Annotated in this window: 15 protein-coding genes and 1 tRNA gene; 9 read left to right on the forward strand and 7 right to left on the reverse strand. The window is 66.9% G+C overall.

What is annotated here, in order from left to right; genetic code table 11:
- The first annotated feature begins 2 nt into the window (after positions 1 to 2).
- A complete protein-coding gene (locus tag KY389_RS06780) occupies positions 3 to 782 on the forward strand; it encodes a succinate dehydrogenase iron-sulfur subunit (RefSeq protein ID WP_219830101.1) in 780 nt (259 codons plus the stop codon).
- Between the two features lie 48 nt (positions 783 to 830).
- Here the strand turns inward: KY389_RS06780 and KY389_RS06785 are convergent, their stop codons facing one another.
- Complete coding sequence (locus tag KY389_RS06785; protein ID WP_219830102.1) at positions 831 to 1,253, reverse strand: Fur family transcriptional regulator; 423 nt, start codon at positions 1,251 to 1,253, stop codon at positions 831 to 833.
- Positions 1,254 to 1,350: 97 nt separating this feature from the next.
- On the opposite strand from KY389_RS06785, the gene KY389_RS06790 reads away from it, so the two are divergent.
- The 5 genes from KY389_RS06790 to KY389_RS06810 all read left to right on the forward strand — a co-directional run bounded on the left by KY389_RS06790 (position 1,351) and on the right by KY389_RS06810 (position 6,124).
- On the forward strand, positions 1,351 to 2,226 hold the full coding sequence (locus KY389_RS06790) for a metal ABC transporter substrate-binding protein (RefSeq protein WP_219830103.1): 876 nt from the start codon (positions 1,351 to 1,353) through the stop codon (positions 2,224 to 2,226).
- Positions 2,223 to 3,077 (forward strand): manganese/iron ABC transporter ATP-binding protein, encoded by an 855-nt coding sequence (locus KY389_RS06795; RefSeq protein WP_219830104.1) that lies wholly within the window; start codon positions 2,223 to 2,225, stop codon positions 3,075 to 3,077. Before KY389_RS06790 ends, KY389_RS06795 begins: the two co-directional genes overlap by 4 nt.
- A gap of 8 nt (positions 3,078 to 3,085) precedes the next feature.
- Positions 3,086 to 3,922 (forward strand): metal ABC transporter permease, encoded by an 837-nt coding sequence (locus KY389_RS06800; RefSeq protein ID WP_246588000.1) that lies wholly within the window; start codon positions 3,086 to 3,088, stop codon positions 3,920 to 3,922.
- Complete coding sequence (locus KY389_RS06805; RefSeq protein ID WP_219830105.1) at positions 3,919 to 4,740, forward strand: metal ABC transporter permease; 822 nt, start codon at positions 3,919 to 3,921, stop codon at positions 4,738 to 4,740. The genes KY389_RS06800 and KY389_RS06805 overlap by 4 nt, the downstream gene beginning before the upstream one ends.
- Before the next feature lie 61 nt (positions 4,741 to 4,801).
- Positions 4,802 to 6,124 (forward strand): GH1 family beta-glucosidase, encoded by a 1,323-nt coding sequence (locus tag KY389_RS06810; RefSeq protein WP_219830106.1) that lies wholly within the window; start codon positions 4,802 to 4,804, stop codon positions 6,122 to 6,124.
- Here KY389_RS06810 and KY389_RS06815 read toward each other — a convergent pair.
- Together KY389_RS06815 and KY389_RS06820 are read right to left on the reverse strand one after the other, a co-directional pair.
- Positions 6,121 to 7,731 carry a GMC family oxidoreductase gene (locus tag KY389_RS06815; RefSeq protein ID WP_219830107.1) on the reverse strand — a complete coding sequence of 537 codons (1,611 nt, stop codon included), beginning with the start codon at positions 7,729 to 7,731 and terminating at the stop codon, positions 6,121 to 6,123. The two genes, KY389_RS06810 and KY389_RS06815, sit on opposite strands and share 4 nt — an antisense overlap.
- Before the next feature lie 57 nt (positions 7,732 to 7,788).
- Entirely contained in the window at positions 7,789 to 9,000 is a 1,212-nt protein-coding gene (locus KY389_RS06820; protein ID WP_219830108.1) for a GTP-binding protein, read from the reverse strand.
- A gap of 98 nt (positions 9,001 to 9,098) precedes the next feature.
- Here KY389_RS06820 and KY389_RS06825 point away from each other — a divergent pair, with 98 nt between their 5' ends.
- Both KY389_RS06825 and KY389_RS06830 read left to right on the forward strand, forming a co-directional pair.
- Positions 9,099 to 10,952 carry an ABC-F family ATP-binding cassette domain-containing protein gene (locus KY389_RS06825; RefSeq protein ID WP_219830109.1) on the forward strand — a complete coding sequence of 618 codons (1,854 nt, stop codon included), beginning with the start codon at positions 9,099 to 9,101 and terminating at the stop codon, positions 10,950 to 10,952.
- Positions 10,953 to 11,033: 81 nt separating this feature from the next.
- Positions 11,034 to 11,759 carry a MipA/OmpV family protein gene (locus tag KY389_RS06830; RefSeq protein WP_219830110.1) on the forward strand — a complete coding sequence of 242 codons (726 nt, stop codon included), beginning with the start codon at positions 11,034 to 11,036 and terminating at the stop codon, positions 11,757 to 11,759.
- Between the two features lie 87 nt (positions 11,760 to 11,846).
- Here KY389_RS06830 and KY389_RS06835 read toward each other — a convergent pair.
- Positions 11,847 to 11,920 (reverse strand) — tRNA-Gly (locus tag KY389_RS06835).
- A gap of 53 nt (positions 11,921 to 11,973) precedes the next feature.
- On the reverse strand, positions 11,974 to 12,426 hold the full coding sequence (locus KY389_RS06840; RefSeq protein ID WP_219830111.1) for a nucleoside deaminase: 453 nt from the start codon (positions 12,424 to 12,426) through the stop codon (positions 11,974 to 11,976).
- Positions 12,427 to 12,546: 120 nt separating this feature from the next.
- Here KY389_RS06840 and KY389_RS06845 point away from each other — a divergent pair, with 120 nt between their 5' ends.
- The gene (locus KY389_RS06845) at positions 12,547 to 13,983 is read left to right on the forward strand and encodes a pseudouridine synthase (protein ID WP_219830112.1); all 1,437 of its coding nucleotides are present in this window, start codon (positions 12,547 to 12,549) and stop codon (positions 13,981 to 13,983) included.
- 59 nt (positions 13,984 to 14,042) lie between these two features.
- On the opposite strand, the gene hemP is transcribed toward KY389_RS06845, so the two are convergent.
- Both hemP and KY389_RS06855 read right to left on the reverse strand, forming a co-directional pair.
- Positions 14,043 to 14,219 carry a hemin uptake protein HemP gene (gene hemP / locus KY389_RS06850; RefSeq protein WP_219830113.1) on the reverse strand — a complete coding sequence of 59 codons (177 nt, stop codon included), beginning with the start codon at positions 14,217 to 14,219 and terminating at the stop codon, positions 14,043 to 14,045.
- Between the two features lie 193 nt (positions 14,220 to 14,412).
- Entirely contained in the window at positions 14,413 to 15,405 is a 993-nt protein-coding gene (locus KY389_RS06855) for a zinc ABC transporter substrate-binding protein (protein ID WP_219830114.1), read from the reverse strand.
- Between the last annotated feature and the right edge of the window lie 80 nt (positions 15,406 to 15,485).

The following is a 15,485-nucleotide window of genomic DNA, read 5'->3' on the forward strand; positions in this document are numbered from 1 at the left end:
CCATGGTCCAGTTTACCCTGCCCAAGAACAGCCAGATCCGGGTCGGCAAGACCTGGCCCAAGCCCGAGGGCGCGACGAATATCCGCAAGTTCAAGATCTACCGCTGGGATCCCGAAACGGGAGAGAACCCGCGTCTGGATACCTATTTCGTCGATCTGGACAAATGCGGCCCGATGGTGCTGGATGCACTGATCAAGATCAAGAACGAGATCGACCCGACCCTGTCCTTCCGCCGGTCCTGCCGCGAGGGGATCTGCGGCTCCTGCGCGATGGTCATTGACGGCGGCAACCGCCTGGCCTGCATCTTCGGCATCGACGAGGTCGCGGGCGATATCGCGATCTATCCGTTGCCGCATATGCCGGTGGTCAAGGATCTGGTCCCCGACCTGACGCATTTCTACGCCCAGCACGCGAGCGTGAACCCCTATCTGCAAACCAAGTCGCCGACGCCCGGCAAGGAATGGCGACAGTCCATCGAGGATCGCAAGAAGCTGGACGGTCTTTATGAATGCATCCTTTGCGCGTCCTGCTCGACCTCGTGCCCCAGCTATTGGTGGAACGGCGACCGCTATCTGGGCCCGGCCGCGCTGTTGCACGCCTATCGCTGGATCATCGACTCGCGCGACGAGGCCACGGGCGAGCGGTTGGATGCGCTGGAGGATCCGTTCAAGCTCTATCGTTGCCACACGATCATGAACTGCACGAATACCTGCCCCAAGGGCCTGAACCCCGCCAAGGCCATCGCCGCCATCAAGCACATGATGGTCGAGCGCGCCGCCTGACACAGCACGAATCCCGAAGGCCCGGAGCATGATCCGGGCCTTCGGCAATCAGCCCCGGCTTTTGCGGACGTAAAGTTCCAGCCGGTGATGGACGATTTCATAGCCCATTTCGGCGGCGATCTCGGCCTGAAGGCGCTCGATCCGGTCATCGGTGAATTCGATCACCGCGCCGCTGTCCAGGTCGATCATGTGGTCGTGATGGGCCTCGTCGGCGGCCTCCCACCGGGCAGGTTCGCCCTGGAATTCCAGCTTGTCGATCACGCCCTGCGCCTGAAGCGTGGTCAGCGTGCGATAAACCGTCGCCAGCGAGACACCTGCCCCTGCCGCGACCGCCCGCGCGTGCAATTCCGCGGCATCCGGATGGTCGGATGCCGCCGCGATGACCCCCAGCAAGGCCGCGCGCTGCCGCGTGACCCGCACCCCCGCGCCGCGCAGCGCCTGTTCCAGCCTTTTTCTGCGTTCCTTGCTCATGGGCTCATCTTGCCGCAAACAGGCGCCAGTTGCAACTGGTTCGCAACTGTTGACAGTTGCGAATGATTCGCATATCCATGCGGCACAGGAGGATTGCATGACCCGTCTGCTTGCCGCCGCTCTGACCTGCCTTCCCGCTCTGGCCTTGGCCGATCAGGTGAAGGTCGCGACCAGCTTCACGATTCTTGCCGACATGGCCCGCAACGTCGCGGGCGATCTGGCCAAGGTTCATTCGATCACCCGCCCGGGCGCCGAGATCCACGATTACCAGCCCACCCCGCGCGACGTTCTGGGCGTGCAGGACGCCGACCTGATCCTTGTGAACGGGATGAACCTGGAAGGCTGGATCGACCCTTTCCTGGCACGTCTTGGCGATGTGCCGGTCGCGGTTCTGACCGAAGGGATCGAGCCCATCGCCATTGCGGGCGGCGGCCATGAGGGCCAGCCCAATCCCCATGCCTGGATGTCGCTGGAGAATGCCGCGATCTACGTAAGCAATATCGTCGAGGCCCTTTCCGCCGTCGATCCCGACAATCAAGCGACCTATGCCGCCAATGCCGAGGCCTATCTGGCCCGGCTGGCCGAGGTGATCGGGCCGCTGCGCGATCAGGCGCGCGCGCTGCCCGAGGATCGGCGCTTTCTGGTCACGTCCGAGGGCGCCTTTTCCTATCTGGCGCGCGATTTCGGCCTGACCGAGATGTATCTGTGGCCGATCAATGCTGAAGGCGAGGGCACGCCCCAGCAGGTGCGCCGCCTGATCGACCTGATGCGCGAGACGGGCGCGCCGGTGATCTTCTCCGAAAGCACCGTATCCGACCGTCCGGCGCGCAGCGTCGCCGCCGAGACGGGCGCGCGTTACGGCGGCATCCTCTATGTGGACAGCCTGTCCGATCCCGGCGGCCCCGTGCCCACCTATCTGGACCTGTTGCGCGTGACCGGCGAAACCATCGTCACCGAACTGGCCGCCGAATGAGCGAAACCCCTGCCATTGCCGTCCGTGACCTGACCGTCGCCTATCGCAGCGGCGTCACCGCGCTCAGCGATGCCAGCCTCGATGTGCCGGCCGGGTCGGTCACGGCTCTGGTCGGCGTGAACGGGGCGGGAAAATCGACGCTGTTCAAGGCGCTGATGGGGCTGGTCCCGCATGGCCGGGGCGAGGCGCGGATCATGGGCCTGCCCGTGGCGCAGGCGCTGCGCCGCAACCTGGTCGCCTATGTTCCCCAGACCGAAGACGTTGACTGGACCTTTCCCGTCCTTGTCCGCGATGTGGTCATGATGGGTCGCTACGGGCAGATGGGCCTGATGCGCCGTCCGCGCCCCGCCGACCGTCAGGCGGTCGAGGCGGCGCTGGCGCGGGTGGGCCTGTCGGACATGGCCGCGCGCCAGATCGGCGAATTGTCCGGCGGCCAGAAAAAGCGCGTCTTTCTGGCGCGCGCGCTGGCGCAGGATGCACGCGTGATCCTGCTGGACGAGCCCTTCACCGGCGTCGATGTCGAGACCGAGCGGCGCATCATCGCGCTTCTGTCCGCGATGCGGGACGAGGGGCGGGCGATGCTGGTCTCGACCCATGATCTGGGCGCGGTGCCTGAGTATTGCGATCGGGTGGTCATGGTGAAGGGCACGGTTCTGGCCTCGGGGCCGACCGAGACGACCTTTACCCCCCAGAACCTGCGCCGCGCATTTGGCGGCACGCTGCGCCATTTCGTGCTGGCCGGCAGCGACCTGCATGACGATCCCGACGCGCCCGGGCTGGATGTGTTCACCGATGACGAGCGGCCGCTGATCCTTTACGACGACCGCCACCAATCCGCGGGGCGTCTGTGATCGGCACGATGCTGGAACCCCTGGCCTATGATTACATGGTCACGGCCATCTGGGCCTCGGCCCTTGTGGGGACGACCTGCGCCTTTCTGTCGGCCTATCTGATGCTCAAGGGTTGGAGCCTGATCGGAGACGCGCTTTCGCATTCCATCGTACCGGGCGTGGCGGGGGCCTATATGCTGGGCCTGCCCTTCGCGCTTGGGGCCTTCCTGTCGGGCGGGCTGGCCGCGCTGGCGATGCTGTTTCTGAACAGCCGCACGGGGCTGAAGCAGGACGCGATCATCGGGCTGATCTTCACCGGCTTCTTCGGGGTGGGGCTGTTCATGGTCTCGCTGAACCCCGTGGCGGTGGATCTTCAGGCGATCACGCTTGGCAACATTCTGGCCATCGCGGCGGAGGATCTGGTCCAGCTTGTCATCATCGCGGGCGTCACGCTGGCGGTGCTGTCGGTGATCTGGCGCGACCTGCTGGTCGTCTTTTTCGACGAAAGCCATGCGCGGACGGTGGGGCTGCGGCCGGGCCTGCTGAAGATCGTGTTCTTCACGCTGCTGGCCGGATCGACCGTCGCCGCGATGCAGACTGTGGGCGCGTTTCTGGTGATCGCGCTGGTCATCACGCCGGGCGCCACGGCCTATCTGCTGACCGACCGCTTTTCGCATCTGGTGCTGATCTCGGTCGCGATCGGGGGGCTGTCCTCGGCGATCGGAGCCTATGCGAGCTTCTTCCTCGACGGAGCGACGGGGGGGATCATCGTCCTGCTGCAGACGGCGCTGTTCCTGCTGGCGCTGGTTTTCGCGCCGAAACACGGCCTGCTGGCGACGCGCCGCAAAAGGCGGGCGCAGGCATGATCGAGACGCTGATCCTGCCCTTTTCCTTTCCCGTCATGCGCGAGGCCGTGCTGATCGCGCTGATCGTGGCGCTGCCTGCTGCGCTGCTCAGCTGCTTTCTGGTGCTGAAAGGCTGGGCGCTGATCGGGGACGGGATCAGCCATGCGGTTCTGCCGGGCATCGTGCTGGCGCATCTGGCGGGGTTGCCGCTGCTTCTGGGCGCCTTTGCGGCGGGGATGGTCTGCGCGCTGGCCTCGGGCTGGCTGGACGCGAACAGCCGGATCAAGCCCGACACGGCCCTTGGCGTGGTCATGGCGGGGATGTTCGCGCTTGGCCTGGTGCTGATCCTGGCCTTTCCGGGGCGGCTGCATCTGAGCCATATCCTGTTCGGCAACATCCTGGGCGTCACGCCCGACGATCTTGCACAGGCGCTGCCCATCGCGGGGGCGGTGCTGGTGGTGTTGCTGGTCAAGTGGCGCGACTTCGCGCTGTTGGCTTTCGATCCCGTGCAGGCTCGGGCGGCGGGGCTGCGGGTGGACTGGCTGCATTACGGGATGCTGGCGATGATCGCGGCGATGGTGGTGGCGATGCTGTCCTCGGTGGGGATCATCCTTGCGGTGGGCCTGCTGATCGCGCCGGGCGCCATCGCCTTTCTGCTGACGCGCAGGCTGCCCGTCATGCTGGCGCTGGCGGCGGGAGTGGCGGGGCTGGCCAGCCTTGGCGGGGTCTGGGCCAGCTTCTGGCTGGACAGCGCGCCCGCGCCCACGATCATCGTGATCCTGACCGGCGCGTTCGTCCTGGCCTTTCTCTGGCGCCAGATCGGCACCGCCCGCGCCTGACACTCTTTTCGCCGCGCCCGCAACCTGTCACTGTCAGCGCAAACATCGCCAAGGACATGCCATGCTGCCGCCACGTTCCGACTTTCCCGCCGATTTCGTCTTTGGCGCCGCCACCTCGGCCTATCAGATCGAGGGCTCGGGCGCGGGCGGGGCGGGCCTGTCGCATTGGGACACCTTCGCCGCGACGCCCGGCAATATCGCCGATGGCAGCGACGGGCGCGTGGCCTGCGACCACCTGAACCGCTGGCCCGAGGATCTGGATCTGGTGCGCGATGCGGGCTTTGACGCCTATCGCTTTTCCGCATCCTGGGCGCGGGTGATGCCCGACGGCGTGACGCTGAACCCGCAAGGGATGGATTTCTACGACCGTCTTGTCGATGGCATGGTCGAACGCGGGCTGAAGCCCTTTCTGACGTGCCACCATTGGGATCTGCCCGCCGATCTGGCCGCGCTTGGCGGCTGGCAGAACCGCGACATCGCGGCGCGGTTTGCGGATCTCTGCGTCGCGCTGCATGACCGTCTGGGCGACCGTCTGGCCAGCACCGCCACCCTGAACGAGCCCTGGTGCATCGCCTGGCTGTCGCATTTCCTGGGTCATCACGCCCCGGGCCTGCGCGACATCCGCGCCGCCAGCCGCGCCATGCATCACGTCCTTCTGGCGCATGGCACAGCGGTTCAGGCGCTGCGGGCCGAGGGCGCGGCCAATCTGGGGATCGTGCTGAATTTCGAGACCGCCCATCCCGCCGATGACACGCCCGAGGCCCGGCACGCGGCCGAGGTTCAGGACGCGATCTACAATCAGTGGTTCATCCGCGCGCTGATGGGGCAGGGCTATCCCCAGGCCGCGCTGGAAGGCATCGGCCCGCATCTGCCCGCAGGCTGGCAGGACGACATGGCGCTGATCGCGCAGCCGCTGGACTGGCTGGGGGTGAACTACTACACGCGCCGTCTCTACACCGCCGCGCCGGGCCTGTGGCCCCATGTCGCCGAGGCGCCCGGCCCCCTGCCCAAGACCCAGATGGGCTGGGAGATCCGCCCCGAGGGTCTGACCGAATTCCTGACCCGTCTGGCGCGCGACCATACCGGCGCCCTGCCGCTTTACGTCACCGAGAACGGCATGGCGCTGGAGGCGGGCCAGGATGTGACCGCCGATGCCCGCCGCGTGCAGTTCATCGGCGATCACCTGCGCGCGGTCCGCGCGGCGCTGGCGCAGGGCGTCGATGTCAGGGGCTTCTTCTACTGGTCGCTTCTGGACAATTACGAATGGGCCTTTGGCTACGGGCCGCGTTTCGGACTGGTCCATGTCGATTACGACAGCCAGACGCGCACACCCAAGCAAAGCTGGCACGCCTTTCGCGCCATGCTGGCTGGAGGGGACGCCTAGCGCAGCCCCTTTTGCGCGTCGGCCAGGATCATGTCGCTGGCCTTTTCCGCGATCATCGTCGCGGGGGCGTGAGTGTTGCCCGACACGATCGAAGGCATGATCCCGCAATCGGCCACGCGCAACCCCTCGATCCCGTGGACGCGCAGCCGCGGATCGACCACCGCCATCGGGTCGGTGCCCATCTTTGTGGTGCCGACCGGGTGGAAGATCGTCGTGCCGATATCGCCCGCCGCGCGCGTCAGATCCTCGTCGCTGACCAGATCGGCGCCCGGCTTCACCTCGACGGGCGTGAAGGCCGCCATGCGCCGCGTTCCCATCAGGCGGCGGGCATGGTGCAGGCTGTCGATGGCCACCTGCCGGTCGCCTGGCGTGGACAGGTAGTTCGGCGCGATGGCGGGCGGGCCGTCGGGCGTGGTCAGGTGACAATGTCCGGTGCTTTCCGGCCGCAGGTTGCAGACCGAAACGGTCAGGCCCGGAAAATCGTGCAAGGGCTGGCCGAAGGCGTCCAGCGACAGGGGCTGGATGTGATATTCGATATTCGCCGTCTCGAAGGAATCGGATGATTTCGCGAAGATGCCCAACTGACTGGGCGCCATTGCCATCGGCCCGGTCCGGCGCAGCGCGTATTCCAGCGCGATTCCCGCCTTGCCCCAGATCGTGCGCGCCCGGTCGTTCAGCGTGCGCGCCCCCGAGATGCGGAAGATCATCCGCAATTGCAGATGGTCCTGAAGGTTCTCGCCCACGCCGGGCAGGTCATGGACCGGCGTGATCCCGAGCGCGCGCAGCCGTTCGGCCTGACCGATGCCCGAGCGTTCCAGAAGCGCGGGCGAATTGATCGCGCCCGCCGACAGGATCACCGCGCCCCGGGCGCGGGCATGGCGGGAAAGCCCGTTCTGGATCAGCGAGACGCCGGTGACGCGGCGGCCCTGCAGGGTCAGGGCCGAGACCTGGGCGTCGGTCTCGATCCGCAGGTTGGGACGGCCCCTTGCGGGGTCAAGAAACGCCTTGCGCGCGTTCCAGCGGATGCCCTTGCGCTGCGTGACGGGGAAATAGCCGACCCCCTCGTTGTCGCCGCAATTGAAGTCGGGATTGGCGGGCAGGCCCATTTCCTGCGCGGCCTCGGCTACCGCATCCAGGATCGGCCAGCGCAGGCGCTGGCGTTCCACCCGCAATTCGCCCTGATCGCCATGCAGGTCGCAGGCCGGTTCGTAATGGCGTTCGCTGCGGCGGAACAGCGGCAGCACGTCGTCCCAGCCCCAGCCCGGATTGCCCGCCTGCCGCCAGCGGTCGTAATCGGCGGCCTGCCCGCGCATGTAGATCATCCCGTTGATGGACGAACAGCCGCCCAGCACCCGCCCGCGCGGATAGTTCAATCGCCGCCCGTTCAGGCCCGGCTCGGGCTCGGTCCGGTAGCACCAGTCGAGGCTGGGATCGCCCATCGCGTAAAGATAGCCCACCGGCACATGCACCCAGAGCCGGTTGTCATGGCCGCCCGCCTCCAGCAGCAGGACGCGGTTGCGCGGATCGACCGACAGCCGGTTGGCCAGCACGCATCCGGCCGAGCCCGCGCCCACGATGACATAGTCGTATTCGCCCAGATCCTGCATCCCGGTCCTCCCTCGTGCGAAAGGCTAGACCGGGGTGCGGGGGTGGGCAAGTCCCGCTCAGGCGGCCTGCGCGTTGCGGCGCCAGGCGGGGAAGGGGTCGGCCATGCCGGACCAGAGCTGCGGCGTCGCGGCCAGAGCCTCGGGGATCAGGCAGGCGTCAAGCTGCGCGCGCAGCCGCGCTTCGTCCATGCCCGATCCGATAAAGACCAGCTCCTGCCGCCGGTCGCCGAAAGGCTCGGCCCAATGCGCGTCCAGATAGGCGCGTCCCTCGGGATGGGTCGGCCAGCGGTCGCGCGGCACCGAGGCCCACCATTGCCCGAGCGGCCTGACCGAGGACAGCGCCCCCGCCAACGAGAACTCGGCCACCCAATCGGGCCGCGTGGCGATCCAGAAATGGCCCTTGGCGCGGATCACGCCGGGCAGGGGGCCGTTCAGCGCGGCATGGATCTTTTGCGGATCGAAGGGCAGGCGGGCGCGATAGACAAAGCTGGTGACGCCGTATTCCTCGGTCTCGGGGGTGTGGTCGGCGAAACCGTAAAGCTCGCGCGCCCACATGGGGTGGCTGTGGGCGCGGTCGAAGTCGAACAGCCCGGTATCCAGGATCTCGCGCGGTGCCACGCGGCCGTGATCGGTCTGGATGATGCGGGCATCGGCATTCAGCGCGCGGATGATCTTCAGCGCGGCATCGACGCGGTCGGGGCCGGCATCGCTGCATTTGTTCAGCACGACCACATCGGCAAACTCGATCTGGTCGGTCAGCAGGTCCACCAGCGTGCGGTTGTCGGCATCGCCCATCACCTCGCCCCGGTCGGCCAGGAAATCGTGGCTGGAATAATCGCCCAGCAGGTTCACCGCATCCACGACCGTGACCATCGTGTCCAGCCGCGCGACATCCGACAGGCTGTCGCCGTTCTCGTCGCGGAATTCAAAGGTGGTGGCGACGGGCAGGGGCTCGCTGATGCCGGTCGATTCGATCAGCAGGTAGTCGAAGCGCCCGGCCTCGGCCAGCTTGCGGACCTCGGCCAGAAGATCCTCGCGCAGCGTGCAGCAGATGCAGCCGTTCGACATCTCGACCAGGGTCTCGTCGGTGCGCGACATACCGCCCTCGGCCCGGACCAGGTCGGCGTCGATATTCACCTCGGACATGTCGTTGACGATGACGGCGACGCGCAACCCCTCGCGGTTGTTCAGCACGTTGTTCAGCAGCGTCGTCTTGCCCGCGCCCAGAAAGCCGGACAGCACGGTGACGGGAAGGCGGGGATCAGTCATGGGAATCTCCTGGCAGTGGCGCAATATAGTTATATTATAACATATCTTCGCACAACCGGTCATTGACGGCCCGCGCCCTTTGCGCCATGCCGCGGCTCATGCTGCGTATCGACAACATCTCGTATTCCATTCAGGGTCGTCCCTTGTTCGCAGGGGCCAGCGCCACCATTCCCGAAGGCCACAAGGTCGGGCTTGTCGGTCCCAACGGGGCGGGCAAGACGACGCTGTTCCGGCTGATCAGGGGGGAAAGCCAACTTGACGGCGGCTCGATCAGCCTGCCCCCGCGGGTGCGCATCGGCGGCGTGGCGCAGGAATCTGCAGCCACCTCGCGTTCGGTGCTGGATACGGTGCTGGACGCCGACCGCGAACGCAGTGCGCTGATGGCCGAGGCCACGACGGCCACCGATCCCGACCGCATCGCCGAGATCCAGACCCGGCTGACCGACATCGACGCCTGGTCGGCCGAGGCCCGCGCGGCGACGATCCTTGACGGGCTGGGCTTTTCGACCGCCGATCAGGCCCGACCCACAGGCGATTTCTCGGGCGGCTGGCGGATGCGGGTGGCGCTGGCGGGGGTGCTGTTCGCCCAGCCCGACCTGCTGCTGCTGGACGAGCCGACCAACTATCTGGACCTCGAGGGCGCGCTGTGGTTGGAGGGTTATCTGGCCCGCTATCCGCATACGGTCATCATCATCAGCCACGACCGGGGCCTTCTGAACCGCGCCGTCGGGCATATCCTGCATCTCGAGGACAAGAAGCTGACGCTCTATACCGGCGGCTATGACAGCTTCACCCGCATCCGCGCCGAGAAACGCGCCCTGCAGGCCGCCGAGGCCAGGAAGCAGGCCGACCGCCGCGCGCATCTGCAACGTTTCGTGGACCGCTTCGGCGCCAAGGCCAGCAAGGCGCGCCAAGCCCAGGCCCGCGTCAAGATGCTGGCCAGGATGGAGCCGATCACCGCCCCCGAAGAGGCCAGGTTCCACCGTTTCACCTTCCCCCAGCCCGAGGAGATGTCGCCGCCCATCATTGCGATGGAGGGGGTCAGCGTGGGTTATGGCAACCGCGCGGTCCTGCGCAAGCTGAACCTGCGGATCGACCAGGACGACCGGATCGCGCTCTTGGGCCGGAACGGGCAGGGCAAGTCCACCTTGTCCAAGCTGCTGGCAGAGCGGCTTGATGCGATGGAAGGGCGGATCACACGTTCGCCCAGGCTGCGCGTGGGTTACTTTGCCCAGCATCAGGTCGATGAACTGCGTCTGGACGAGACACCGCTGGACCACATCCGCTCGGTCCGCCCGGACGAAGGACAGGCCAGGCAGCGCGCCCGGCTGGCCGGCTTCGGCCTGATGGAGGCGCAGGCCGAAACCAGGGTGCGCGACCTGTCGGGCGGGCAGAAGGCGCGGCTGTCGCTGTTGCTGGCCACGATCGACGCGCCGCATCTGCTGGTGCTGGACGAGCCGACGAACCATCTGGACATCGAAAGCCGCGAGGCCCTGTCCGAGGCGCTGAACGATTATACCGGCGCGGTGGTGCTGGTCAGCCACGACATGCATCTGCTGGGGCTGGTCGCGGACCGGCTCTGGCTGGTCAAGGATGGCGCCGTTGCCCCATACGAGGGCGATCTGGACGATTACCGCAAGTTCCTGCTGTCCGGCGATACCCCCGCCGACAAGCCCGCCGAGGCGGCAAAACCCGCCGCGCCCAGGAAACCCTCGCGCGATATGCTTCTGAGTTTGCGCGCCGAGGTGCGCAAATCCGAAGAGCGCGTCCGGAAATTGACCGAGATGATGGGCAAGCTGGATGTCAAGCTGGCCGATCCGGCGCTGTATGCCGATCCCGCCGAGGCCGAGAAATGGGGCAGGAAGCGGGCCGAGGCCGTCCAGGCCCTGGCCTTGGCCGAAGATCTCTGGATGAAAGCTCTCGAAAGGCTTGAAGCCGCAGAAAAGGGATAGCGCGACGGCCGGGCAGATTGCCATTGAGGCCCGTCGTGGAATAGAGCTTGCTCAACAACCCCATCGCATCCGGGAATTACGTTGAAATACGCGCTCGCCCTGGCCCTTGCAGCTTCGTTCTCAGCCGTTACGCCGCTGCAGGCGCAGGTTGTGGGGCGTGCGGTCGATCTGGATCTGGGGCTGGGCGTCGAGCTGGGGCCCAGCTACCCGGGCGCCGATGATGGCGCCGAATCGCCCTGGCTCATCCTGCGCAATCGCGCGGCCAGCGACGGCCAGGGCTTTTCGGTCTCGCCCTCGTTCGGGCTGAAGGGCAAGCGCGAGGCTTCGGACGGCGATCTGCTGGACGGGCTTGAGCCGATCGACCGCAGTGTCGAGGTCGGGCTGCGGCTAGGCTATGGGCTGGGTCCGTTGGCCGCCTATGTCACGGCCCGGCGCGGTTTTGGCGGGCATGAGGGTGTGACCGGAGCGGTCGGCCTGCGCTATCGCACCGAATTGTCGCCCGAGATGACGTTGTGGTCTGGTGTTCAGGCCGCCTATGGCAATGCCCGCTTCAACAATACCTATTTCGGCATCACCGATGTCGAGGCGTCGGCCAGCGGTCTGCCCGCCTACGCGCCCGGGGCTGGTTTCAACGAGGCCGCAATCACCTTCGAGGCGCGTTATGCGCTGAGCGACAGCACCGCCCTTCTGGGCGAGGTCCGTTACGGCAAACTGATCGGAGACGCCGCCGATTCGCCGGTGGTGGCGGAAACCTATCAGCCCTCGCTGCGCTTGGGCGTGGTGCGCCGCTTCAGCTTCGGCTTCTGACGCACAGGACGTTGCCGACATCCAGGGCCGTGGAGGCGCGCCGAATGTGCGGCGCCCCGAATGCGGTCTGTGTTCCTGACGAAGGATTGGAGCGGGTGATGGGAATCGAACCCACGTATTCAGCTTGGAAGGCTGCTGCTCTACCATTGAGCTACACCCGCATGTTGCCTTCTATAGGCCGGGCAGCGCCGGGGTTCAAGCGCCCCCGGACCGGCTAGCGCCGGGCGGCGAAGAAATCGCGCAGCAGCGCGCGCGCCTCCGGTGCCGCCAGGCCGGGATAGACCTGCGGCCGGTGATGGCATTGCGCGTGATCGAAGACTCGTGCGCCATGCAGGACACCGCCCATTCTCTGATCCTCGGCCCCAAAGTAAAGCCGCGCGATTCGGGCAGCCGAAATCGCCGCTGCGCACATGGGGCAGGGCTCCAGCGTCACCCACAGGTCATGGCCCGGCAGCCGCTCGGAGCCCAGCGCCGCGCAGGCCGCCCGGATCGCCAGGATCTCGGCATGGGCGGTGGGGTCGGAGAATTCGCGCGTCCTGTTGCCCGCCGCTGCGACCACGCGCCCATCGGGCGAGGCGATGACCGCGCCCACCGGCACCTCGCCGCGCAGGGCAGCGGCACGGGCCTCGGCCAGGGCCTGATCCATATGGCTGAGAAAGCGGCTCATCGCGTCGTCTTGCCGAAAGCCCGCCCTGTTCGCAAGCACCGCGCCGATTTTCCTTTCCCCGCGCCGGTCCAGCGCCTAGAAGCGCAGACTTGACCCCGCAGCGATGCGCAGGAGGATCGCATGACCGACGACAAGACCCCCGCCCCCAAGACCGAACCCGAACGCATCGCCAAGGTGATGGCGCGCGCCGGCGTCGCCAGCCGCCGCGAGGCCGAGCGCATGATCATCGAGGGCCGCGTCACTGTGAACGGCAAGAAGATCGACAGCCCCGCGCTGGACATCCTGCCGACCGACCGCGTCGTGATCGACGGCAAGCCGATGGAGGCTCCGCAAGAGACGCGGCTGTGGCTGTATTACAAGCCGCTTGGCCTTGTCACCTCGGAATCCGACGAAAAGGGCCGGCAGACTGTCTTTGACGCGCTGCCGCGCGATCTGCCGCGCGTGATGACGGTCGGGCGGCTCGACCTGAACTCCGAGGGGCTGCTGCTGCTGACCAATGACGGCGAGCTGAAGCGCCGTCTGGAACTGCCCGCGACGGGCTGGCTGCGCCGCTACCGCGTGCGCGTGAACGGCACGCCGAACGATTTGACCTTTGCGCCCCTGCGTCGCGGCGTGACCATCGACGGCGAGGATTTCGCGCCCATGGAGATCAAGCTGGACAGCCAGCAGGGCGCGAATGCCTGGCTGACCGTCGGCATCCGCGAGGGCAAGAATCGCGAGATCCGCCGGGCCATGGCCCATGTCGGCCTGCAGGTGAACCGGCTGATCCGGATCGGATACGGGCCCTTCAAGCTGGGGGCGATGGAAAAGAACGAGGTGGTCGAGGTCAAGCGTCGCGTCCTGCGCGATCAGCTGGGCGGGCTTCTGACCGGCGATATCCGGGAACGGCCGCGCGAGATTCGCCCCCGTGGTGCCGAAGGCCGGCGCCAGGGTGTCGGCCCGCGATCTGCGGCGGGGGGCGGTGCCGAACGCGGCAAAGGCGACGAGGCGGGCGATGGCCGGATGGCGCGCAGCCCGGGCGCACGTCTCCGCACAGTCAAGGGCGGCCAGCGTCCGCCCTTTGGGACGCCCCATCGCGGGGCCGGGAAACAGGGTATTCGCCCGGCCTCGGGCGATCGTCCGCAGCCGCAGCCGGCGGGCGGCAAGACGCGCGGGACATCTGCCGACCGCACTGCCCCGCGCAGCCGCGATGCCGCCACCGAGGCCAGGCCCGCCCGCTCTGGCGGAAAACCGGGTTTCGGAGGCAGGGCCTCGACAGGCGGCGCCCGCTCCGAGGCCGGCAAGCCGCGCAGTCAAGGCCATTCGCGCGGCGAGGGCGCAGCGTTTTTCGAGAGCAAGCGCCCCGACAGCGGCGCCCCGCGCGGCAAGGGCGGCCTTGCCCGCAAGCCCGGCGGCCCGCGTCCCGAAGGGCGCGGCAGGAGCGATGCGCCTCGGACGGGCGGCAAGTCCTCTGGCAAACCGGCGGGCGGCGCATCCGGTCCGCGTCGAGGCGGTAGCAGGCCAGGCGGCAAGCCCGGCCGCCCCGATCCCGGCAAGGGCGGCAGGCCGCGCGGCTGACCCCGATGGAAAAGGGCGCCCTGTCAGGGCGCCCTTTTCATTCCGGCAACGTCTTGCACTTACTTGGTCAGGATCAGCTTGCCTGCGCGCGTGATGCGCAGCTGATAGACCTGTTCATCCAGCACGATCAGCGCCTGATTGCCCCCTCGTGTCAGCTTGATTGCGTCATGCTGGGGGATATGGGCCAGCAGCGAAGTGCCGGGGCGGGTGAAATCGGCGGGGCGCGTTGCGGTCATGGTCAGCCTCTGATGACAAGGGTTCGACGTGATATCCCAAAGCTGACTGATTCCGTCGGGAATGTCAAAGTAAAAGAGTCGGGTTTGATGAACTCGCCCCAGTTCGAATCAGGTATGCGAAAAAGGCGCGGCCATGACGACCGCGCCCTTGTTCTGTGCTGGCTTTGTCCCGTGCTGGCCTTGCGGGGCCGCCTCAGTCTTGAGCGAAGCACTCGGTAATCGTGTCGGCCATCTGACGCAGCATGTCCTGATAGGTTTCCGCGCCTGATCCGCCCTGCGGATCAAGCGTCCCGCCAAGGCGGGTTTCGGTGCCTTCGATCACGGTGTCGATCAGGCGGGCGTCATAAGCATATTCGGGAAAGGCGCAGGTGGCGCCGGTCTCGGCGATCTGGCGGCGGATCTGGTCGATCCGGGCCGCCGAGGGGCTGGACGCATCGCCAAGCGCCACCGGAATGGCCGGAGCGATCCCGAAGCGGTTGGTAAAATAGCCATAGGCGTCGTGAAAGACGACCATCCGTTGTTCCGCATGAGGCGCCAGTTGCGCGGTCAATTCGGCCTGCAGCGCAGTGATGCTGTCGGCGGCCGTCGCGGCATTTGCGGCATAAGTCGCGGCATTGTCGGGGTCTTGCTCGGACAGGCTGGCCGCGATCGCGCTCAGCCAGACCACCGCGTTCTGCGGGTCCAGCCAGGCATGGGGATCGGTACCTTCGTGGCTGTGATCGTGCCCGTGCCCGTGCCCGTGTCCGTGGTCATGCTCATGGTCATGGTCATGGTCATGGTCATGCCCGTGCCCGTGCCCGTGCCCGTGGTCATGGTCGTGCCCGTGGTCATGAGCTGTCCCGGTCGCGTAGTCCTGGAGATGGGTGCCCTCAACCCGCAGCAGTTCCAGCCGCGCCGTCTCGGCCGACAGATTTGCGGCGGCGCGGTCCAGCCAGGGGGTCAGTTCCGGCCCAACCCAGACCAGCAGATCCGCCTCCTGCAAGACCTGCGCATCCGAAGGGCGCATCTGGTAGTGGTGAACGCTGGCGCCCCTTGGCAGAAGCACGCGCACGTCGCCCAGATCGCCCAGAACCTGCTGAACCAGAGACGCCGTTGCAGGCATGTCCGCGACCACATTGCCCGGCGCGGCCAGGGCAGGCGCGGCGCTCAGCGACAGCAATGCTGCGATGGATGCGGTTTGACGCATGGGGGCCTCCTTGCTTCTGTTGCGATAGGGCGCTTGTCCGTGTTACAAGGTAACAAGTCAAGCTGAACGTAATGCTATAA

It is taken from the genome of Paracoccus bogoriensis (assembly GCF_019431455.1).
Taxonomy (GTDB): Bacteria; Pseudomonadota; Alphaproteobacteria; order Rhodobacterales; family Rhodobacteraceae; genus Paracoccus; species Paracoccus bogoriensis.